The following is a 20295-nucleotide window of genomic DNA, read 5'->3' on the forward strand; positions in this document are numbered from 1 at the left end:
ATCTGGTTGATAAAATGGTAAAATTAATGATAATTAGATAAAATTTGTGAGGTGCATGACAAGTGAAGGCGGGGGGTTGCTTTGGAACAAACGATAAGAAACTTTTTTTTATTGTTATCAAAAAGCAAAAAGTTAACAAAGCTGGCTAAGCGCTATGGTTTACGTTTTGGGGCAGCAAGGTTTGTTGCAGGGGAAACCATCGATGAAGCTGTTAGTGTGATAAAAAAGCTAAATGAACAGGGATTAAAAGTAACGATTGATTATCTCGGAGAGTTTGTGGAAAGTGAAGCTGAAGTCAATAATGCTGTGGCTCAATGCATAAAGGCCATCCATCTTATACACAAAGAAAGGTTAGATTCAGAAATTTCTTTGAAATTAACGTCTATGGGACTTGATATTTCTGAAGATCTGGCGCTTCATCATATGCGTCATATTCTAAATGAAGCGGAAAAATATAGCGTGTTCGTGACGATTGATATGGAAGATTATAAGCGATGCAGCAAGACGATTAAGCTGTTTAAACAATTAAAAAGTGAGTATGACCACGTAGGGACGGTACTTCAGGCATACTTATATCGAACAGAAAGTGACGTTCGCGAATTAGATGCTTATGCTCCTAAATTAAGGTTAGTAAAAGGAGCGTACAAAGAAGCGGCAGACGTGGCTTTTCCTGATAAAGAAGACGTAGACGAAAACTTCAAAAACATAATTGGACTTCATTTATTAAACGGTCACTACACAGCAGTTGCTACTCATGATGAACGAATCATTCAGTATACAAAAGAGTTTGTTAAAAAGCATGGAATTTCAATGAATCAGTTTGAATTCCAGATGCTATACGGTATTCGACCAGAAAGGCAGGTTCAGCTCGTAGCAGAACAATATCAAATGAGAGTGTACGTTCCTTATGGAACGGACTGGTATGGGTACTTTATGAGGCGCCTTGCAGAAAGACCTGCAAATGTCGCATTTGTCTTAAAAGGAATCGTAAAAAAATAACCATGAAATGGTCGTGATGACAGAATAAGAAATAGTCAAAAATCGAACATGATTCGATTACTCATGTTCGATTTTGAGGTTAATGTCCTTGTGTATTATGCTTTGTGTACTGCTGGTTTTGAGATGTCTTTTTGCCGCGTCCGTGCGGTTCATTAACCGGTCCAGCATTTCCTTTAACGCTTGCTGCGCTTACGCCTGCTGAAGATGGATCTTTCTTTAATTTACTCACAAAATCACCTCCTGTGTATTAAGATAACCAAACACATTAAAAATAGTTAGAGATAATATTGTGAATATATTGCGAAAATTTTAAAAATGCTTTATAGTAAAAACAGAGATTAACAGTGACTCTCTTTTTTTACACATAAAATGAATGACCATTCATTCAATATATCAAAGGGGATGTGGGGATAATTATGAACATAAAAAAAGCCGCCGTTTTAGGTTCAGGAGTTATGGGCTCTGGAATTGCAGCTCATTTAGCGAATGTAGGAATTCCAACGCTTTTGCTAGATGTGGTTCCAGCTTCATTAACACCAGACGAGGAAAAAAAACAGCTAACGCTTGAAGATAGGCAAGTCAGAAATCGGTTGAGCACAACTGCTTTAGCTAAATTAACGAAGCAAAAACCGGCACCTTTAACGTCGAAGTCGTCACTATCGTTAATTACGCCGGGAAACCTTGAAGATCATTTACAGCAGTTAAGCGACTGCGATTGGATCATTGAAGTAGTAGTGGAACGCCTTGATATTAAACAGCAGTTGTTTGAAAAAATTGACGGCGTACGAAAAAAAGGAAGTATTGTAAGTTCAAATACTTCAGGAATATCGATCCACGAAATGGCTAAAGGACGCTCAGAAGATTTTAAAGCGCATTTCTTAGGAACGCACTTTTTTAATCCACCTCGTTATTTAAAGTTATTAGAAATTATTCCAACTCATGACACAAAATCAGAAATTGTTGAATATATGAAAACGTTTGGTGAAGATGTATTGGGTAAAGGAGTAGTTATTGCAAAAGATACGCCTAACTTTATCGCCAACCGTATCGGTACGTACGGTTTACTTGTGACCGTTCAAGAAATGTTAAAAGGTAATTACAGCGTGGGAGAAGTTGACTCTGTGACGGGTCCCTTAATTGGAAGACCAAAAAGCGCAACGTTTCGAACGTTAGACGTAGTGGGACTAGACACATTTATTCATGTGGCAAACAATGTGTTTGACAAAGTGGAAGGCAAAGAAAAAGAGGTATTCGACGTGCCTTTATTTATGAAACAAATGCAGGAAAATGGCTGGCTGGGAAGCAAGTCGGGGCAAGGCTTCTTTTTAAAGAAAGGCAAGGAAATTTTAGAACTTGATCCTAATACACTTCAATACGTCGAAAGAAAGAAGTTAAAAACAGCTTCTACCGAATTAAGTAAGCAGGCAAAAGGGCTGCAAAACAAAATGAAAGCGCTTATATATTCTGATGATCGTGCTGGACAGCTTCTTTGGAACATTATCAGCCCCGTTCTTGTGTATGCAGCACAGTTGAAAAATGAAATCGCCGACGATATCGTCGCCATTGATCAAGCTATGAAGTGGGGATTTGGCTGGAAAATGGGTCCTTTTGAGACGTGGGATGCAATTGGTTTAGAAAAATCAATTGAGAAGATGGAGCAGTCTGGCTTAGCCATCCCGCAGTGGGTAAAACAAATGCAGGAAAATGGATTTACAAGCTTTTATAAAGAAATGGAAGGTCAAACGCTTTACTACGAAGAGGATGAGTATAAAGCAGTAAAAGAAAATAAAAAGGTGATCCACCTGTCATCTTTACGCTCTCAAAATAATGTCATTTTAGAAAACAGCGGAGCGAGCTTAATTGATTTAGGAGATGATGTGGCATGCCTGCAGTTTACTTCTCCTAACAATGCGATTGGGCTAGATATTATCAGCTTATTGAATCAGTCTCTTGAAGAAGTGAACAAGAATTATAAGGGGCTGGTCATAGGAAACCAAGGAAAAAATTTCTGCGTTGGCGCTAACTTAGCTATGATTTTGATGGAAGCACAAGATGACAATTATTTTGAAGTTGAGCTTGTCATTAAACAATTTCAACAGGCAATGATGAAGGTGAAATATAACGAAAAGCCGGTTGTTGCAGCTCCATTTGCGATGACTCTTGGAGGCGGAGCAGAAATTTGCTTACCGTCAGCTAAAATCCAAGCTTCTGCTGAAACTTACATGGGTCTTGTAGAAGTAGGAGTCGGACTCATTCCTGGTGGAGGAGGTAATAAGGAGCTTTATATCAAACAGCTAAATGGTTTACCGAACGGGGTAACGCTCGATCTTCAGCAAATTGCCAATAAAACATTTGAAACAATTGCTACTGCAAAAGTATCTGCCTCTGCTGCAGAAGCTAGACAGCTAAACTTTTTAAACCGCCATGATGGCATCAGCGTAAACGGAGATCACTTGCTGAATGATGCGAAGAACTCAGTCCTTGCTTTACATGACACGGGCTATAAACCGCCTGTAAGAACTAAGATCCCTGTGGTTGGAGAAACAGGATATGCAACGTTGCTGCTAGGAGCTCAATCCATGAAGTATTCAGGATATATATCAGAACATGATTATAAAATTGCTAGTAAGTTAGCATTTGTGTTAGCCGGAGGACGTGTAGCGTTTGGTTCGGAAGTTGATGAAGAGTATTTGCTGGACTTAGAGAGAGAAGCATTTTTAAGCCTTGTTGGAGAAGCGAAGTCTCAAGAACGTATGCAGCACATGTTAGTTAAAGGAAAACCACTGCGTAATTAAGGGGGAGAAAAAATGAGAGAAGCAGTTATTGTAGCAGGTGCTAGGACACCGGTTGGAAAAGCAAAAAAAGGTTCACTGGCAAGTGTTAGACCTGATGATTTGGGAGCCATTGCGGTTAAAGAAACTCTTCGCCGAGCAGGCGGATACGAAGGACCAATTGATGATTTAATTATTGGTTGTGCGATGCCTGAAGCGGAACAAGGTTTGAATATGGCTCGAAATATTGGCGCTCTTGCGGGTTTGCCTTATACGGTGCCAGCAATAACGATTAATCGTTATTGTTCATCAGGTTTGCAAAGTATTGCCTACGGTGCAGAACGAATTATGCTAGGGCAAGCCAAAGCAGTGTTAGCTGGAGGAGCAGAATCAATGAGTTTTGTTCCGATGTTTGGAAACGTAGCGCGTCCGAATGTTCAACTGGTTGAAAATGCGCCGGAATATTATATGGGCATGGGACATACAGCAGAACAAGTAGCGATGAAATACGGCATTTCACGTGAAGACCAGGATGCGTTTGCTGTACGCAGCCATCAAAAAGCAGCAAAAGCACTTCAAGAAGGGAAGTTTAACGACGAAATTGTTCCGGTGGAAGTGACGCTTCGAAAAGTGGATGAAAACAATAAGCTCCGTGAACAAAAGCTGATGTTCTCTCAAGATGAAGGAGTTCGTCCTGGCACAACTGCGGATGTATTAGGGAAACTTCGTCCAGCTTTTTCGATTAAAGGATCCGTAACAGCTGGAAACTCTTCGCAGACAAGTGACGGAGCTGCATCCGTTTTTCTAATGGATAAAGAACAAGCTGAAGCAGAAGGGTTAAAGCCTTTGCTTAAGTTTCGTTCATTTGCAGTTGGAGGTGTTCCGCCTGAAGTAATGGGGATTGGCCCGGTAGCTGCCATACCTAAAGCTCTTAAACTAGCTGGGCTGGAGCTTTCTGATATTGGACTGTTTGAATTAAATGAAGCATTTGCTTCTCAAGCACTTGGCGTTATTCGTGAATTAAATATTAATGAAGATAAAGTAAATGTAAACGGAGGCGCTATTGCCTTAGGTCATCCATTAGGCTGTACCGGAGCTAAGCTGACTCTTAGCTTAATGCACGAAATGCAGCGTCAAAATGAGCAGTTTGGTATTGTCACCATGTGTATTGGCGGAGGAATGGGAGCTGCTGGTGTATTTGAATTGTTAGCATAATCATTTCAAAGGGGGATATGAACATGTCAAATAAAACAAAACAAATGATTAAAGGTGGGAGTTTTTTAATTGAAGAAGGCGATGCAAGCCGCGTCTACACGCCGGAGGATTATACATCTGAACAAAAGATGATTGCCAAGACGACAGATGAATTTGTAGAAAATGAAGTCCTTCCACAAGTGGAATATTTAGAAAAGCATGAGTTTGACCGCTCTGTAAAGTTATTAAAACAAGCTGGTGAATTAGGGTTACTTGGTGCAGATGTACCGGAAGAATACGGTGGACTCGGTTTAGATAAGATTACCTCGGCTTTAATTGCTGAAAAAATGTCTCGAGCAGGCGGATTTTCCATCACTCATGGTGCTCACGTAGGAATTGGGTCATTGCCAATCGTCTTATTTGGAACAGAAGAGCAAAAGCAAGCATATTTACCTGCTTTAGCAGTTGGGGAAAAAATAGCAGCATATGCGTTAACAGAACCTGGTTCTGGTTCCGATGCCCTGGGTGCTCGAACAACAGCTCGCCTTAACGCAGAAGGTACACACTATGTGTTAAATGGAGAAAAACAGTGGATTACGAATGCCGGATTTGCTGATGTGTTCGTGGTGTATGCGAAAATCGACGGCGATAAATTTTCTGCTTTTATCGTTGAACGAGAATTCCCAGGCGTTTCGGTTGGACCGGAAGAGAAGAAGATGGGAATCAAGAGTTCATCGACAAGAACGTTGATTCTTGAAGATGCGCTTGTTCCAAAAGAAAACGTGTTGGGTGAAATTGGAAAAGGTCATGTGATTGCGTTTAACATTTTAAATATTGGGCGCTATAAGCTTGGAGTTGGAGCAGTTGGAGCAGGTAAACGTGCGTTAGAAATTACGTCTCAATATGTTAACCAGCGTCAGCAGTTTAAAACGCCCATTGCTAAATTTTCATTAACCCAAGAAAAGTTAGCAACAATGGCTTCTAAATTGTACGCAACTGAAAGCTCCGTCTATCGTACGGTAGGACTTTTTGAAGACCATATGGGCCAGCTTTCAGAAGAACAGCAAAAAGACGGAAAACAAATTGCCGCTTCCATTGCTGAATATGCTATTGAATGCTCATTAAACAAAGTGTTTGCCACGGAATCTCTTGACTACATCGTAGATGAAGGGGTGCAGCTTCACGGAGGCTATGGTTTTATGAGTGAGTATGAAATCGAGCGCTTGTATCGCGATTCCCGCATTAACCGTATTTTTGAAGGGACAAATGAAATTAATCGTCTCTTAGTACCAGGCACGTATTTACGCAAAGCGCTAAAAGGAGAGCTTCCGCTGCTTCAAAAAGCACAAACGCTTCAAGAAGAATTGATGATGCTTATGCCGCAGGAAGTAGGCAATGAGCCGTTAGATCAAGAAAAAATGCTTGTGCAAAATGGAAAGAAAATTGCGCTCTTGCTTTTAGGTCTAGCTGCACAGAAGTATGGTAAAGAATTAGAGAAAGAACAAGAAATTCTCGTTAATATTTCTGATATGATTAGTAACGTATATGCAATGGAATCCACTGTTTTACGTACTGAAAAAGCGATTTCCAAAACAGGTGCAGATCAAAACAGCTTGAAAGTAAAATATACGCAAGTATTTTGCCAAGAAGCATTTAATCGAATTGAAGCAGATGCAAAAGAAACGTTAATTGGCGTTGAACAAGGTGATACGCTTAGAGTCATGCTTTCGTCTCTTCGCAAGTTAACGCGCTATACACCAATCAATGTGATTAGCGTAAAGCGCGAGATTGCAAAAACACTTCTAGAAGTAGAGAAGTTCACAGTTTAAGGGAAAAAGGAGCTCGCTTCGCGAGCTTCTTTTTGTTTAAGAAGCCTCTATCTAGGTAAATGATAAAGGATGTGTTAAAATACGAAAAAAGCTTAAAATAAAGGGTGGTTGACGAAATGTCATTATTTTTTTATTCATATCCAAAGTGTGGTACGTGCCGAAAAGCAAAGAAGTGGCTGGATGATAACGGAGTAGCGTATGAAGAAATTCATATTGTAGAAAACCCGCCAACAAAAGAGCAACTGCAGTCTTATTATCAGAACAGCGGCTTAGAATTAAAAAAATTCTTTAATACAAGCGGTAAAAAGTATCGCGAATTAGGGCTTAAAGATAAAGTAAGCAGTGCGAGTGAAGAAGAACTGCTGTCTATTCTTGCGTCAGATGGCATGTTAATTAAGCGTCCGCTGCTAACAGATGGACAAAAAGTAACGCTTGGCTTCAAAGAAGAGCAGTTTGAGGACGTGTGGAAGTAAGTTTTCAAATAGAAAATTTTTACCTTTTACGTTACACTGTTAATAGGAAGTTATTTTAGGTTGTAGAAAGTGTTCTCCACATTGAAGGCGCTTTTTATATAAACAAATTACGATACATATTTTGGAGGGATTAAGATGAGTACACCAAAAGATTTGCGTTATTCTGAAGAGCATGAATGGGTAAAAACAGAAGGAGACGTTGTCCGCGTAGGTATTACACATTTCGCTCAAGCTGAGCTTGGAGACATCGTATTCGTTGAACTGCCAGAAGTAGGAGCAACAGTAGAAGCTGACGAGCCGTTTGGTAGCGTTGAATCAGTAAAAACAGTTTCTGAGCTTTACGCACCAATTAGCGGTGAAGTTGTAGCAGTAAACGACAACTTAGGCGATAGTCCTGAACTTGTTAATGAATCTCCATACGAAGAAGCATGGATGATTACAATCAAACCATCTGATGCTTCTCAAGTAGACAAGCTGATGACAGCAGAGCAATACGAAGAAATGACAAACGAAGGATAATATTCCTCCATAAATTGTCTTTATGAAAAGTTTTTGACTGGACACTCTATTAGTAAACAAGCTAAAGGAGTGTCTTTTTATGTTTGAAAAACAAAAAATGGACGTTACAGATCGCGTTACAGCTAAATTTCATGACGGCGGTATGAAATTATACGTTGATAAGCAGCCAATTGGTGAAGTTAGCTACGGAACAAGCGGCAATGAATACCGCTTTGAAGAAGGATATTCGCAAGAAAATAATAAGTTCTATCAATACGCGGACGTACAAAAACAAGGTGAAACGCAAAAATATACAGACTGCGATGAAGAAGCAGGATGGTGCTAAACAGTGGCAACTGCCGCTGTTTTTCTTGTTTTATAGAGATAATATGGCCTAAACTGCCTTTTAAAAGAGTTCTTTCTTGCAAATTTCTTTTAAAAAACAGGTGAACTGTGATACATTAACGAATATTGTATAGCATAAAGAAATGATGTTACTATACAACTGACGATTATGGGTGATGAAAATGGGGCTAATTGAAATTGAAAAAGTAATTATTGTCGAAGGAAAGTCAGATAAAAAGCGTATTCAAGATATCATTCGAGAACCAATTGAAATTATTTGTACAAACGGTACGATTAGTTTATCAAAGCTGGATGAAATTATTGACTGTACTTTTAACAAAGAGGTATACATACTCGTTGACTCTGATGATTCAGGGAATAAGCTGAGAAAACAATTTAAACGAGAGCTTCCGGAAGCAGAGCATCTATATATTGATAAAATGTACCGAGAAGTTGCTGCCGCCCCTAGACATCACATAGCAACAGTATTGCTGAGTGCCAATATCGATGTTAATGCAGAATTTTTAACATAAAAGGAATGAGCAACATGCAAGAATGGAGCGAAAAACAGCTGGATGATCAGTTAAAAGAAGGAGAAAGAGCCTTTATCTTTTTCCATACGCCTTTTTGCGGGACATGTCAGCTGGCAAAAAAAATGTTAACCGTGGCAGAAGCGATGCTGCCGGATGTAACCATCGGAATGAGCAATTTAAATTATATGCCTTCAAAAGCAGAATTATTTTCTATTGAAAGCGTACCTTGTTTGATTGAAGTGGAAAATGGTGAAATGGTAAAAAAACTCTACGCGTTTCATTCCATCGAGCACGTACTCGAGGAGCTTCGATAATCAAACGTTTGTTTAAAATGAAGAAGTTGAAAGAGAGCGAACCGTTGGGGCTGTTGAAATCTTGGGATATTATCCCAAGAACAAAATCTGTTGACAGCCTATCTGACACATGCTAAAATCACACTCATGAATGTTCATAAATGAATGAATATTTCCTAAAAACAAAATAATTGTTGCGAACTCTTATCAAGAGAGGTGGAGGGACTGAGCCCTGTGAAACCCGGCAACCGTCAGACTAACTGAAATGGTGCCAATTCCTGCAAAGCTATGCGCTTTGAAAGATGAGAGAAAGGATTAAATATCGAGCCTTTCTGTCATGCGCAGAGAGGCTTTTTTAATGGGGAAAATTGTTTTACGGCTTTTTCATCCTATAGGGCAACCTAACATAATTAAGTTTTTATTAAAGAAGGTGAAGAAATATGATTACATTAACAGACGTTACAAAAATTTATCAGGCCAAAAGCGGTCAAGTAACAGCTGTTGATAATGTGAATCTAACCGTTAACCAAGGAGAAATTTACGGAATTATTGGTTATAGCGGAGCGGGGAAAAGTTCTTTGATTCGCTTGCTAAACGGATTAGAAACACCAACAACAGGAACGGTCGAAGTAGCAGGTAATGATATTGGAAAAATTAAAGGCGGAAAACTCAGAAAAGCTAGACAAGAAATTAGTATGGTATTTCAGCACTTTAATATCTTGTGGTCGCGTACGGTACGAGAAAATATTGCCTTTCCGTTAGAAATAGCAGGGATTTCAAAAGAAAAAAGAATGAAACGAGTAGACGAACTTATCAAGCTAGTCGGGCTTGAAGGGCGTGAAGATGCTTATCCATCACAGCTTAGTGGCGGACAAAAGCAGCGTGTTGGGATTGCTCGAGCGCTAGCGAACAATCCAAAAGTATTGCTTTGTGATGAAGCAACATCAGCGCTTGATCCTCAAACGACAGATTCTATTTTAGATCTGTTAGTAGATATTAATGAGAAGCTAGGGTTAACCATTGTATTGATTACTCATGAAATGCACGTCATTCGTAAAATTTGTCATCGAGTAGCCGTTATGGAAAATGGGGCAGTAGTAGAAGAAGGACAAGTGCTAGAAGTATTCAGAAAACCTAAGCAGCCGATTACAAAACGATTCGTTCAACAGATTTCTGAACCAGAGGAAACGTTTGAAACGATTGAACAAGTAAAAGAGCTGTATCCAAGCGGGCAAATTATTCAGCTGACGTTTGTTGGCGGAAAAGCAGAGCAACCGCTCATTACAACGATTTTAAAACAGTTTGATGTAACGATTAATATTTTGCAAGGAAAGATTTCTCATACACAAACAGGTTCATACGGGACGTTGTTCGTTCATTTAGACGGAGAATTAACAGAAGTTGAAAAAGTCATTGCATACATTCATGAGCAGCAGGTAGAAGTGGAGGTAATGACAAATGCTTGAGAAACTATTTCCAAACGTTATTTTAGATGATTTTATTCAAGCGACAAATGAAACACTATATATGACGGCTATTTCAGTTGTAGCCACATTTGTTCTAGGTATTTTATTGGGCTTGCTTTTATTTTTAACGTCCAAAGGACAGCTTTGGCAAAACAAACCTTTATATGCCATTGTGTCGGCGGTTGTAAATATCTTTCGTTCCATTCCATTCATTATTTTAATTGTTTTACTGATTCCATTTACCAAAGCATTGGTAGGAAGTATTTTAGGCGCTAATGCAGCGTTACCGGCTTTAATTGTTGGAGCAGCACCATTTTATGCGCGTCTTGTAGAAATTGGTCTGCGTGAAATTGATAAAGGTGTTATTGAAGCTGCTAAATCAATGGGAGCCACAACAAGCACTATTATCTTTAAAGTGCTGTTACCTGAATCGCTGCCAGCTTTGATTTCCGGTTTGACAGTAACAACCATTGCGTTAGTCGGCTATACGGCAATGGCGGGTGTGATTGGAGCTGGAGGTCTTGGAAACCTTGCATATTTAGAAGGATTCCAGCGCAGTCATAATGACGTAACGCTAGCCGCTACGATCTTAATTTTGATTATTGTATTTATTATCCAACTTATTGGAGATGCGATTACTGCAAAAATTGATAAAAGATAAAGGGAGGATTATTTATTATGAAAAAATGGCTTTCAGCTTTAGCATTAACATCTGCGCTAGTAGTAGGATTAGCGGCGTGTGGATCTAACAATGGATCAAAAGATGAAAAGAAAATTGTCGTGGGTGCATCTAATACGCCTCATGCTGAAATTTTAGAACAAGCAAAACCTATTTTGGAAAAACAAGGAATTGATTTAGAGATTAAAAAATTCCAAGATTACATCTTACCGAACACAGCTCTTGCAAACAATGAAATTGATGCAAACTACTTCCAGCACGTTCCTTATATGAATTCAGTGCTAAAAGATCATAAAGGTGAAAAAGGGTATGATTTCGTAAGTGCCGGTGCCATTCACATTGAACCAATTGGTATCTACTCTAAAAAATACAAAAGCTTAAAAGATCTTCCGAAAAACGGCACAGTTATTATGCGTGATGCAGTAGCAGAGCAAGGACGTATTTTATCGATTTTTGAAAAAGCTGGCGTGATCAAATTAAAACCAGGCGTAAAGAAAACAGACGCACAAATTAAAGATATTGTAGAAAACCCTAAGAATTTAAAATTTAAAGCCGATGTTGAAGGCGGATTGTTACCTCAAATGTACAAAAACAATGAAGGTGACGCTGTTGTTATCAATGCTAACTATGCTATCGATGCTGGTTTAGATCCAGTAAAAGATCCAATCGCAGTGGAAAGCAAAGAAAATAACCCATATGCAAACATCATTACGGTTCACAAAGGTGACGAAAATAAAGATACAGTGAAAGCTTTAGTAAAAGTTCTTCACTCTAAAGAAATTCAAGACTACATTAAAGAAAAATACAAAGGCGGAGTATTGCCGGTAAATAAATAATAGAAGAAAAGCGCTTGCCAACTCTGGGCAAGTGCTTTTTTGTATGCATCAAAACGAATAACTCTTATTTTTCTCACGCATACTAACCGTGAAAACTTTACTGATGATGGGAGCTGACGTTATGCAGCAAGAAGCACGTCATTCAACTGAGCAAGCACTTCATGATTATAAAATGGGTGTTGGGAAATTTAGCGAAAAATTGCCGGAAGTAACAAAAACGTTTAATGCGTTTACTGAAGCATGTTTTGGAGAAGGTTCTCTTTCTAAAAAAGAAAAGCAGTTAATCGCGCTAGGAATCAGCGTAGTAGCTCAAGACGAGTACTGTATGATTTATCATACAAAAGGCTGCATTGATCAAGGTGCAACTGAGCAAGAAATTTTAGAAGCATGCGGAGTATCAGCGGCATTTGGCGGAGGCGCAGCGATGAGTCAGTCCGTTACGCTTGTCCAAGAGTGTGTTTCAGAACTGACTAGCCACACGCACTAAGTAAATAAAGCGGGTAAAAAGCTTGTCTTAGAAGGCTCTATCGAGTCTTTTAAGGCAACTTTTTTATGAGTGGATTTAGTCTTAAAAAACGTACATAATGGTTTAAAACCTTTTGGGTCAAAAGGTTGCTATAAGTTTTCATTTGTTATAAGATTGTAATGAGAATAAAATGAGAATAATTAAAAAGATATAGGTATATCGTTTTTTACTATATACGTCTATAACTGGAGGTTTTAATATGGCAGGGTCAACTTTAACAATTAAAGATCTTCATGTTGCAATTGAAGGTAAAGAAATTTTAAAAGGTGTTAATTTAGAAGTTAAGGGCGGCGAAATCCATGCAATCATGGGACCAAACGGTACTGGTAAATCAACATTATCTTCAGCAATCATGGGACATCCTAAATACGAGGTTACACAAGGAAGCATCACGCTAGACGGCGAAGATGTACTTGAGATGGAAGTAGATGAGCGCGCTCGTGCAGGTCTATTCCTAGCGATGCAATATCCAAGTGAAATCAGCGGGGTAACAAACGCAGACTTCCTACGTTCAGCAATTAATGCTCGTCGTGAAGAAGGCGAAGAAATTTCACTAATGAAATTCATCCGTCAATTAGACAAAAACATGGATTTCTTAGAAATGGATCAAGACATGGCTCAGCGTTACCTAAACGAAGGTTTCTCTGGCGGTGAGAAGAAGCGTAACGAAATTCTTCAATTAATGATGCTTCAACCAGGAATTGCAATTTTAGATGAAATCGACTCTGGTTTAGATATCGATGCGTTAAAAGTTGTATCAAAAGGTATTAATGAACTGCGCGGCAGCGAGTTTGGTTGCTTAATGATCACTCACTACCAACGTTTATTAAACTACATTACACCAGATAAAGTTCACGTTATGATGCAAGGTCGCGTTGTAAAATCAGGTGGACCAGAATTAGCGCAGCGTCTAGAAGCAGAAGGTTATGACTGGATCAAACAAGAATTAGGTATTGAAGACGAAACTGTAGAGCAAGAAGCTTAAGAGTTAGGAGGATCTCTATGACTATTGATACGAAATTACCATTTGATCAAGAGTACATCAGCAGCTTTTCAAAAGAAGCTAATGAACCAAGTTGGCTGCTAGATCTTCGCTTACAAGCTCTTGCGAAAGCAGAAGATCTTGCACTTCCAAAGCCAGATAAAACAAACATTTCGAAATGGAACTTTACTGCTTTTGACAAGCACACTTCACAGGCAAGCACAATCTCATCCGTAGACGAGCTTCCAGAAGTGGTTAAAGCACTGATTGATACAGAAGCGGTTAAGAATCTATATGTTCAGCGTGACCAAACAGCTGCATACTCAACATTAACAGAAGAGCTAAAATCTCAAGGCGTTATCTTCACAGATATTCAAACAGCTGCTAAAGAGCATAGCGACCTTGTTGAGAAGTACTTCATGAAAGACGGAGTTAAAGTAGATGAGCACCGTTTAACTGCATTAAACGCAGCGTTATTAAACGGCGGTGTATTTGTATACGTTCCTAAAAATGTAGAAGTACAAGAGCCTCTTCAAGCTGTATTTGTCCGTGAAGATGAAGAAGCAGCTTTATTCAACCATGTTATTGTTGTAGCTGAAGACAACAGCTCAGTAACATATGTAGAAAACTACATTGCTACTGCTGAAGAGTCAAACGGTGTTGTCAATATCGTGACGGAAGTATTCGCTAACAGCAATGCAAAAGTAACGTTTGGAGCTGTTGACTACTTAGCTAAAGGTACAACTACTTATGTGAACCGCCGCGGCGTAGCGGGCAAAGATGGTCGCATTGAGTGGGCTTTAGGCTTAATGAGTGAAGGAAATACAGTTTCAGAAAATACAACGTATCTAATGGGCGACGGTTCATATGGAGATACAAAAACGGTAACAGTTGGACGTGGAGAGCAGTCTCAAAACTTAACAACAAGTATCGTACACTTCGGAAAACATTCTGAAGGCTACATTTTAAAACACGGCGTTATGAAAGAAAGCGCGTCTTCAATCTTTAACGGTATCGGTAAAATTGAACACGGTGCTTCTAAATCAAACGCTGAGCAAGAATCCCGTGTGTTAATGTTAAGTGAAAAAGCACGTGGAGATGCAAACCCAATTCTTCTAATTGATGAAGATGATGTAACAGCAGGACACGCTGCATCTGTTGGACGCGTAGATCCAATTCAGCTTTACTACTTAATGAGCCGCGGTATTCCGCAAACAGAAGCAGAACGTCTAGTTATTCACGGGTTCTTAGCACCAGTGGTAAACGAGTTGCCAATCGAAACGGTTAAAAAACAATTAACGGATTTAATTGAGAGGAAAGTTCGATAATGAATATCTCTGATATTCGTAAACAATTTCCTATTTTAGACCAAGAGGTAAATGGCAGCCCACTCGTTTATTTAGACAGTGCAGCAACTTCACAAAAGCCGCTTGCTGTAATTGAAGCAATTGAGAAGTATTACAAAGAATATAACTCAAACGTACACCGAGGTGTTCACACGCTTGGTACAAGAGCAACAGACGGATACGAAGGCGCTCGTGAAAAGGTTCGTAAGTTTATTAATGCAAAATCAACGGAAGAGATTATCTTTACGCGCGGTACAACGACAGCTCTTAATACAGTAGCTGCAAGCTATGGCCGTGCGAATCTTAAACCTGGTGATGAAATTGTGATTACTTATATGGAACATCACAGTAACATCATTCCTTGGCAGCAAGTTGCCAAGGAAACAGGTGCAACGTTAAAATATATTTCACTAACAGAAGATCATGCACTTTCACTAGAAGAGGTAAAAAGCACGATTACATCTAACACAAAAATTGTATCGATTATGCAAGTATCTAACGTATTGGGTACAATTAACCCAGTAAAAGAAATTGCAGAAATTGCACACGCTAACGGTGCAGTAATGGTTGTGGATGGTGCGCAAAGTACGCCTCACATGAAGGTGGATGTACAAGATTTAGACTGTGATTTCTTTGCTTTCTCTGGACATAAAATGGGCGGACCGACTGGAATCGGCGCTCTTTATGGAAAGAAAGAGCTTCTTGAAAAAATGGAACCAATCGAGTTTGGCGGCGAAATGATTGACTTCGTAAACTTATACGAATCAACGTGGAAAGAGCTTCCTTGGAAATTTGAAGGAGGTACGCCAATCATTGCAGGTGCAATTGGTTTAGGTGCAGCGATTGATTTCTTAGAAGAAGTTGGTTTAGATAACATTCAAGCACATGAGCACAAGCTAGCGCAATATGCACTGGATCGCTTATCGCAAGTAGATGGAATTACGATTTACGGACCGAAAGAGCGAGCGGGTGTTGTGACGTTTAATATTGAAGATGTGCATCCGCACGACGTTGCAACAGTAGTAGACGCTGATGGAATTGCGATTCGTGCAGGTCATCACTGTGCGCAGCCGCTGATGAAATATTTAAACGTATCATCTACTGCACGTGCAAGCTTCTATCTGTATAACACGGAAGAAGAAGTAGATAAATTGGTGTCATCATTAATAAAAACGAAGGAGTATTTTACAAATGGCTTTTAATAATTTAGATACTCTCTATCGTCAAGTAATTATGGACCATTATAAAAACCCGCGTAATCGTGGAACATTGAATGAAGATACTGTGAACATTCATATGAATAACCCGACGTGCGGAGACCGCATTGAACTTTCTTTAAAAGTAGAGGACGGCAAAGTGGTGGATGCAAAGTTCGAAGGTGAAGGATGTTCAATTTCAATGTCATCAGCTTCAATGATGACACAAGCAATTAAAGGTCAAGAAGTAGACAAAGCGTTTAAAATGGCCCATATCTTCTCTGACATGATGCAAGGTAAAGAGTATGATGATAGTATAGATTTAGGAGATATTGAAGCACTTCAAGGTGTAGCAAAATTTCCTGCGCGTATTAAATGTGCAACACTAGCGTGGAAAGCGATGGAAAAAGGTCTTAACGAACAAAAATAAGACCTTCATTCATTCCCAATCCTATCAAGTAGGGGGTAATAAAAGATGGCTAAAAAAATGCCAGAAATCGGCGATTATAAATATGGATTTTCCGATAAAGACGTATCAATTTTCCGCTCTAAACGCGGTTTAACAAAAGAAATCGTAGAAGAAATTTCTCGTATGAAAGAGGAACCACAATGGATGCTTGACTTCCGTTTGAAATCTCTAGAGCACTTCTACAACATGCCAATGCCACAGTGGGGCGGAGACATGGCAAGCTTAGACTTTGATGAAATTACGTACTACGTAAAACCATCTGAGAAGTCTGAACGCTCTTGGGATGAAGTTCCTGAAGAAATTAAACAAACGTTTGATAAACTTGGTATTCCTGAAGCAGAGCAAAAATATCTTGCGGGTGTATCAGCTCAGTACGAATCTGAAGTTGTTTATCACAATATGAAAGAAGATCTTGAAGCGCAAGGTATCGTATTTAAAGATACAGATACGGCGCTAAAAGAAAACGAAGATATTTTCCGCGAGCATTTTGGAAAAGTTATCCCGCCAACGGATAACAAATTCTCTGCTCTTAACTCAGCGGTTTGGTCTGGTGGATCATTCATTTACGTACCAAAAGGCGTAAAAGTAGATACACCATTACAAGCTTATTTCCGTATTAACTCTGAAAATATGGGACAGTTTGAGCGTACGTTAATTATTGCTGATGAAGGCTCACACGTCCACTATGTAGAGGGCTGTACAGCACCTGTTTATACAACAAACTCTCTTCACAGTGCCGTTGTAGAAATCATCATCAAAAAAGACGCGTATTGCCGCTATACAACAATTCAAAACTGGGCAAACAACGTATACAACCTTGTAACAAAACGTGCAGTTTGTGAAGCAAACGCAACAATGGAATGGATTGATGGAAACATCGGTTCTAAGTTAACAATGAAATATCCAGCTGTTATCTTAAAAGGCGAAGGCGCACGCGGTATGACATTATCCATTGCCCTTGCTGGTAAAGGACAGCACCAAGATGCTGGTGCAAAAATGATTCACTTAGCACCAAACACATCTTCAACGATCGTATCAAAATCAATTTCAAAACAAGGCGGTAAAGTAACATACCGCGGTATCGTACACTTTGGCCGTAAAGCAGAAGGTGCACGTGCGAACATTGAGTGTGATACGCTAATTATGGATAACCAATCAACTTCTGATACAATTCCGTACAATGAGATTTTAAATGACAACATCTCACTTGAACACGAAGCGAAAGTATCAAAAGTATCTGAAGAACAATTATTCTATCTAATGAGCCGCGGTATTTCTGAAGAAGAAGCGACAGAAATGATTGTAATGGGCTTTATTGAACCATTTACAAAAGAGCTTCCAATGGAATATGCAGTAGAGATGAACCGTCTAATCAAATTTGAAATGGAAGGTTCAATCGGTTAATAATAGATAAAAACTCGTTTGCTGTTTAAGCAAACGAGTTTTTTTGTATCGTTTGTATTAAAATAAAGAAAAGCAATCTAAGAAAATAGAGGAGGAATGGCATGATTTATATTGGAGTTACAGGCTGGGGAGATCATGATTCATTATATGAAGCGGGTGTTTCATCAAGAGACAAGCTTGCCGTATACGCAGGCCATTTTCCAATTGTTGAAGTCGATTCATCTTTTTACGCCATTCAACCTAAGTCAAATGTAGAAAAGTGGGTGAATGATACGCCGGAATCTTTTCGTTTTGTGGTAAAAGCCTATCAAGGCATGACGGGGCATATGAGAGAAGGAAATCCGTTTGATAGCAAAGAAGAAATGTTTCATGCATTTTTAGAATCAGTGAAGCCGTACGTAAGTTCAAATAAGCTTGGTATGATTTTATTTCAAATGCCGCCTTGGTTTGACTGTACAAAAGAAAACGTAGCCTATTTGAGGTATAGCCGTGAGAAGTTTGGAGATTTGCCAGTAGCACTGGAGTTTCGAAATCAATCTTGGTTTAAACCATTTTTCTATGATAAAACGTTAACGTTTATGGAACAAGAGAAGTGGATTCATGGTATTTGTGATGAACCGCAGGCAGGAGAAGGATCTATTCCCACTGTGATTCATGCTACAGATAAACAGAAAACACTTATACGTTTTCATGGACGAAACGTACACGGCTGGAATAAGCCCGCAGAAGGCAATTGGCGAGCGGTAAGGTTTTTGTATCGCTACAATGAAAAAGAGCTCCTAGAGTGGAAAGAACGTCTTGAAAAGCTGCAAAAACAAACGAAGGACATTTATTTGTTATTTAATAATAACTCTGGCGGAGATGCTGTACATAATGCCAAACAGCTCATGAGCTTATTAAATATTGAATATGAGAATTTAGCTCCTAAGCAACTAGATTTTTTTAATGAATTTTAGCACCGAGGTCTATAAAATGTACAAGGATTACTCTAAACGTTAAATAGGTAGAAAAGTATATGTAAAACCTCACTTTTTTCTTTCAAAATCATAAATTGATTAAGAAAGGAGTGAGCTACTATGATTACCTTAGCGCCTATCGTAATTGAAGGTCATACGTTTAATGCAGTTACCGTATTGCTGCCAAAAACAACTTTGTTAACCATTTCATCAGATAAAGGCTACATTATGTGCGGAGCACTAGACGTAGGTCTATTAAATGATAAATTAGCTGATCGTCAAATAATAGCTGGAAGAGCTGTAGGTGTACGTACAATTGAGCAGCTTCTTGAAGCGCCGCTTGAATCTGTAACGCTTGAAGCTGAAAAAAGAGGGATTTTTAAAGGCACAATTGGCAAAGATGCTTTATTGAAAATGCTTTAATATAGTCGAGAATTTAAGATAAAACTTTTTAAAAGAAGCGTGAACCTCCTTATACATGCATACATATAGCTTGTAAGGAGGGATTTTTTTTGGTTAAACTTCGTCGGAAATTAACAAGAAAAGGCCCGCTTCCTTTTCGTTACGTTCTGTTGCTCACCTTTCTTTTTTTTATGCTTTCCACAGGGGTAGGATTATGGCTAATTAATAGAGGGATTGAACCAACGTTGATGAAATATGCTGAAGCACAAACAAAAGAGATTGCAACTTTAGTTATTAATAAAGCGGTGAATAAACAGGTACTCGATCAGCTCGACGTAGATGTCATTAAAGTGGAATCTACACCTAACGGTCAAGTAGCCAAAATTGACACAGCGCTTGTGAACCGAGTTAGAGCTCAAACTACGTCATTTGTCCAGGCTAACTTAAAAGAAGCAGAGAAAGGGAATTTAGATGCACTTGAACTTCCAACAGATATTCGTATTGAAAAAAATGAAAAGTTGCGGAATCAAGGAATTGTCTACCAAGTTCCGCTTGGGCAAGCGACTAATAATGCGCTGCTTGGAAATCTGGGTCCGCTGATTCCGGTTAAATTTCATGCTATTGGTGACGTTCAAACAGACGTAGTGCGAAAAATCGAGGAGTATGGAATAAATAATGCGTTTCTTGAAGTATCTATCAAAGTGAAAGTAAACATGCAAATCATTATCCCATTTGCAACTAAAAAAACAACCGTTACGGCTACAATCCCAGTCGGAGGCACCGTTATTCCTGGAAATGTTCCTGACTATTTTAACGGTGGAAACTCGTCTTCTCCAGCGATTGAACTTCCGAAGAAAAATTAACAATATTATATTAACGTGATAAAGTGTTATTGAAAAAGCAGGTACGGAAGTTCAAAAAGACTTTCATACCTGCTTTTATTCATCGGTTAATTTGTCTGAATTTTCTATAAAAAATATTTTGACATACTATCTTCTCCCTTCTATAATTTGAAATAGGAAGTTATAGAAAGAATAATCAAAAAATTATAAAAAATTCTCGTTGATCTGCGATAAAAAGAGAGTAGGGAGAGAACAA

At 39.0% G+C, this 20295-nt stretch carries 22 protein-coding genes and 1 riboswitch; of the genes, 21 read left to right on the forward strand and 1 reads right to left on the reverse strand.

The window, feature by feature from the left end; all coding sequences use genetic code 11:
- Nucleotides 1-81: 81 nt before the first annotated feature.
- Nucleotides 82-999: a proline dehydrogenase family protein gene (locus ACRPLQ_RS21020; protein ID WP_028412084.1), complete on the forward strand. Its 918-nt coding sequence runs from the start codon at nucleotides 82-84 to the stop codon at nucleotides 997-999.
- 79 nt (nucleotides 1000-1078) lie between these two features.
- Here ACRPLQ_RS21020 and ACRPLQ_RS21025 read toward each other — a convergent pair whose 3' ends face one another.
- Nucleotides 1079-1228, reverse strand: a complete 150-nt coding sequence (locus ACRPLQ_RS21025; protein ID WP_013059660.1) for a YuzL family protein — start codon at nucleotides 1226-1228, stop codon at nucleotides 1079-1081.
- Between the two features lie 184 nt (nucleotides 1229-1412).
- Between ACRPLQ_RS21025 and ACRPLQ_RS21030 the strand changes: the two genes are divergently transcribed.
- The 20 genes from ACRPLQ_RS21030 to yunB all read left to right on the forward strand — a co-directional run bounded on the left by ACRPLQ_RS21030 (nucleotide 1413) and on the right by yunB (nucleotide 20060).
- Nucleotides 1413-3794, forward strand: a complete 2382-nt coding sequence (locus ACRPLQ_RS21030; RefSeq protein WP_432236273.1) for a 3-hydroxyacyl-CoA dehydrogenase NAD-binding domain-containing protein — start codon at nucleotides 1413-1415, stop codon at nucleotides 3792-3794.
- Between the two features lie 12 nt (nucleotides 3795-3806).
- The gene (locus ACRPLQ_RS21035; protein ID WP_432236266.1) at nucleotides 3807-4985 is read left to right on the forward strand and encodes an acetyl-CoA C-acetyltransferase; all 1179 of its coding nucleotides are present in this window, start codon (nucleotides 3807-3809) and stop codon (nucleotides 4983-4985) included.
- Nucleotides 4986-5008: 23 nt separating this feature from the next.
- Nucleotides 5009-6793 (forward strand): acyl-CoA dehydrogenase family protein, encoded by a 1785-nt coding sequence (locus tag ACRPLQ_RS21040; protein ID WP_013085347.1) that lies wholly within the window; start codon nucleotides 5009-5011, stop codon nucleotides 6791-6793.
- A gap of 116 nt (nucleotides 6794-6909) precedes the next feature.
- Nucleotides 6910-7266, forward strand: a complete 357-nt coding sequence (locus ACRPLQ_RS21045; RefSeq protein ID WP_016765831.1) for an arsenate reductase family protein — start codon at nucleotides 6910-6912, stop codon at nucleotides 7264-7266.
- Between the two features lie 135 nt (nucleotides 7267-7401).
- On the forward strand, nucleotides 7402-7785 hold the full coding sequence (gene gcvH / locus ACRPLQ_RS21050) for a glycine cleavage system protein GcvH (RefSeq protein WP_014457880.1): 384 nt from the start codon (nucleotides 7402-7404) through the stop codon (nucleotides 7783-7785).
- A gap of 79 nt (nucleotides 7786-7864) precedes the next feature.
- A complete protein-coding gene (locus tag ACRPLQ_RS21055; protein WP_014457881.1) occupies nucleotides 7865-8110 on the forward strand; it encodes a YusG family protein in 246 nt (81 codons plus the stop codon).
- A gap of 181 nt (nucleotides 8111-8291) precedes the next feature.
- Entirely contained in the window at nucleotides 8292-8642 is a 351-nt protein-coding gene (locus ACRPLQ_RS21060) for a toprim domain-containing protein (RefSeq protein WP_025752660.1), read from the forward strand.
- 14 nt (nucleotides 8643-8656) lie between these two features.
- Nucleotides 8657-8956, forward strand: coding sequence for a thioredoxin family protein (locus ACRPLQ_RS21065; RefSeq protein ID WP_033580445.1), 300 nt, complete (start codon nucleotides 8657-8659; stop codon nucleotides 8954-8956).
- A 180-nt stretch (nucleotides 8957-9136) separates the two neighbouring features.
- Nucleotides 9137-9244, forward strand: a riboswitch (SAM riboswitch).
- 131 nt (nucleotides 9245-9375) lie between these two features.
- On the forward strand, nucleotides 9376-10401 hold the full coding sequence (locus ACRPLQ_RS21070) for a methionine ABC transporter ATP-binding protein (RefSeq protein ID WP_034264210.1): 1026 nt from the start codon (nucleotides 9376-9378) through the stop codon (nucleotides 10399-10401).
- Nucleotides 10394-11062 carry a methionine ABC transporter permease gene (locus tag ACRPLQ_RS21075; protein WP_016765829.1) on the forward strand — a complete coding sequence of 223 codons (669 nt, stop codon included), beginning with the start codon at nucleotides 10394-10396 and terminating at the stop codon, nucleotides 11060-11062. The genes ACRPLQ_RS21070 and ACRPLQ_RS21075 overlap by 8 nt, the downstream gene beginning before the upstream one ends.
- A 17-nt stretch (nucleotides 11063-11079) precedes the next feature.
- Nucleotides 11080-11916 (forward strand): MetQ/NlpA family ABC transporter substrate-binding protein, encoded by an 837-nt coding sequence (locus tag ACRPLQ_RS21080; protein ID WP_014457885.1) that lies wholly within the window; start codon nucleotides 11080-11082, stop codon nucleotides 11914-11916.
- 121 nt (nucleotides 11917-12037) lie between these two features.
- On the forward strand, nucleotides 12038-12403 hold the full coding sequence (locus ACRPLQ_RS21085) for a carboxymuconolactone decarboxylase family protein (RefSeq protein ID WP_016765828.1): 366 nt from the start codon (nucleotides 12038-12040) through the stop codon (nucleotides 12401-12403).
- 238 nt (nucleotides 12404-12641) lie between these two features.
- Nucleotides 12642-13427, forward strand: coding sequence for a Fe-S cluster assembly ATPase SufC (sufC, locus tag ACRPLQ_RS21090; RefSeq protein WP_013059647.1), 786 nt, complete (start codon nucleotides 12642-12644; stop codon nucleotides 13425-13427).
- 17 nt (nucleotides 13428-13444) lie between these two features.
- Nucleotides 13445-14752 (forward strand): Fe-S cluster assembly protein SufD, encoded by a 1308-nt coding sequence (sufD, locus tag ACRPLQ_RS21095; protein ID WP_014457887.1) that lies wholly within the window; start codon nucleotides 13445-13447, stop codon nucleotides 14750-14752.
- A complete protein-coding gene (locus ACRPLQ_RS21100) occupies nucleotides 14752-15972 on the forward strand; it encodes a cysteine desulfurase (protein WP_013059645.1) in 1221 nt (406 codons plus the stop codon). Before sufD ends, ACRPLQ_RS21100 begins: the two co-directional genes overlap by 1 nt.
- Complete coding sequence (gene sufU, locus ACRPLQ_RS21105) at nucleotides 15962-16396, forward strand: Fe-S cluster assembly sulfur transfer protein SufU (protein ID WP_013085338.1); 435 nt, start codon at nucleotides 15962-15964, stop codon at nucleotides 16394-16396. The genes ACRPLQ_RS21100 and sufU overlap by 11 nt, the downstream gene beginning before the upstream one ends.
- Nucleotides 16397-16441: 45 nt before the next feature.
- Entirely contained in the window at nucleotides 16442-17839 is a 1398-nt protein-coding gene (gene sufB, locus ACRPLQ_RS21110; RefSeq protein ID WP_013059643.1) for a Fe-S cluster assembly protein SufB, read from the forward strand.
- Nucleotides 17840-17940: 101 nt separating this feature from the next.
- Nucleotides 17941-18795, forward strand: a complete 855-nt coding sequence (locus tag ACRPLQ_RS21115; RefSeq protein WP_048021828.1) for a DUF72 domain-containing protein — start codon at nucleotides 17941-17943, stop codon at nucleotides 18793-18795.
- A gap of 120 nt (nucleotides 18796-18915) precedes the next feature.
- Nucleotides 18916-19218, forward strand: coding sequence for a YunC family protein (locus ACRPLQ_RS21120; RefSeq protein WP_013059641.1), 303 nt, complete (start codon nucleotides 18916-18918; stop codon nucleotides 19216-19218).
- An 89-nt stretch (nucleotides 19219-19307) separates the two neighbouring features.
- On the forward strand, nucleotides 19308-20060 hold the full coding sequence (yunB, locus tag ACRPLQ_RS21125; protein ID WP_034264201.1) for a sporulation protein YunB: 753 nt from the start codon (nucleotides 19308-19310) through the stop codon (nucleotides 20058-20060).
- The last annotated feature ends 235 nt before the right edge of the window (nucleotides 20061-20295 follow it).

Source organism: Priestia sp. TRN 1309, from assembly GCF_050846875.1.
Taxonomy (GTDB): Bacteria; Bacillota; Bacilli; order Bacillales; family Bacillaceae_H; genus Priestia; species Priestia zanthoxyli.

What these genes read in the sequence shown, in the direction of transcription:
- ACRPLQ_RS21035 (WP_432236266.1), top strand. Translation starts at nt 3,807, where the DNA reads ATGAGAGAAGCAGTTATTGTAGCAGGTGCTAGGACACCGGTTGGAAAA.
- ACRPLQ_RS21120 (WP_013059641.1), top strand. Translation starts at nt 18,916, where the DNA reads ATGATTACCTTAGCGCCTATCGTAATTGAAGGTCATACGTTTAATGCA.
- sufC (WP_013059647.1), top strand. Translation starts at nt 12,642, where the DNA reads ATGGCAGGGTCAACTTTAACAATTAAAGATCTTCATGTTGCAATTGAA.
- sufU (WP_013085338.1), top strand. Translation starts at nt 15,962, where the DNA reads ATGGCTTTTAATAATTTAGATACTCTCTATCGTCAAGTAATTATGGAC.
- gcvH (WP_014457880.1), top strand. Translation starts at nt 7,402, where the DNA reads ATGAGTACACCAAAAGATTTGCGTTATTCTGAAGAGCATGAATGGGTA.
- sufD (WP_014457887.1), top strand. Translation starts at nt 13,445, where the DNA reads ATGACTATTGATACGAAATTACCATTTGATCAAGAGTACATCAGCAGC.
- ACRPLQ_RS21065 (WP_033580445.1), top strand. Translation starts at nt 8,657, where the DNA reads ATGCAAGAATGGAGCGAAAAACAGCTGGATGATCAGTTAAAAGAAGGA.
- ACRPLQ_RS21060 (WP_025752660.1), top strand. Translation starts at nt 8,292, where the DNA reads ATGGGGCTAATTGAAATTGAAAAAGTAATTATTGTCGAAGGAAAGTCA.
- ACRPLQ_RS21100 (WP_013059645.1), top strand. Translation starts at nt 14,752, where the DNA reads ATGAATATCTCTGATATTCGTAAACAATTTCCTATTTTAGACCAAGAG.
- ACRPLQ_RS21055 (WP_014457881.1), top strand. Translation starts at nt 7,865, where the DNA reads ATGTTTGAAAAACAAAAAATGGACGTTACAGATCGCGTTACAGCTAAA.
- ACRPLQ_RS21085 (WP_016765828.1), top strand. Translation starts at nt 12,038, where the DNA reads ATGCAGCAAGAAGCACGTCATTCAACTGAGCAAGCACTTCATGATTAT.
- ACRPLQ_RS21070 (WP_034264210.1), top strand. Translation starts at nt 9,376, where the DNA reads ATGATTACATTAACAGACGTTACAAAAATTTATCAGGCCAAAAGCGGT.
- ACRPLQ_RS21040 (WP_013085347.1), top strand. Translation starts at nt 5,009, where the DNA reads ATGTCAAATAAAACAAAACAAATGATTAAAGGTGGGAGTTTTTTAATT.
- ACRPLQ_RS21080 (WP_014457885.1), top strand. Translation starts at nt 11,080, where the DNA reads ATGAAAAAATGGCTTTCAGCTTTAGCATTAACATCTGCGCTAGTAGTA.
- sufB (WP_013059643.1), top strand. Translation starts at nt 16,442, where the DNA reads ATGGCTAAAAAAATGCCAGAAATCGGCGATTATAAATATGGATTTTCC.
- ACRPLQ_RS21075 (WP_016765829.1), top strand. Translation starts at nt 10,394, where the DNA reads ATGCTTGAGAAACTATTTCCAAACGTTATTTTAGATGATTTTATTCAA.
- ACRPLQ_RS21045 (WP_016765831.1), top strand. Translation starts at nt 6,910, where the DNA reads ATGTCATTATTTTTTTATTCATATCCAAAGTGTGGTACGTGCCGAAAA.
- ACRPLQ_RS21115 (WP_048021828.1), top strand. Translation starts at nt 17,941, where the DNA reads ATGATTTATATTGGAGTTACAGGCTGGGGAGATCATGATTCATTATAT.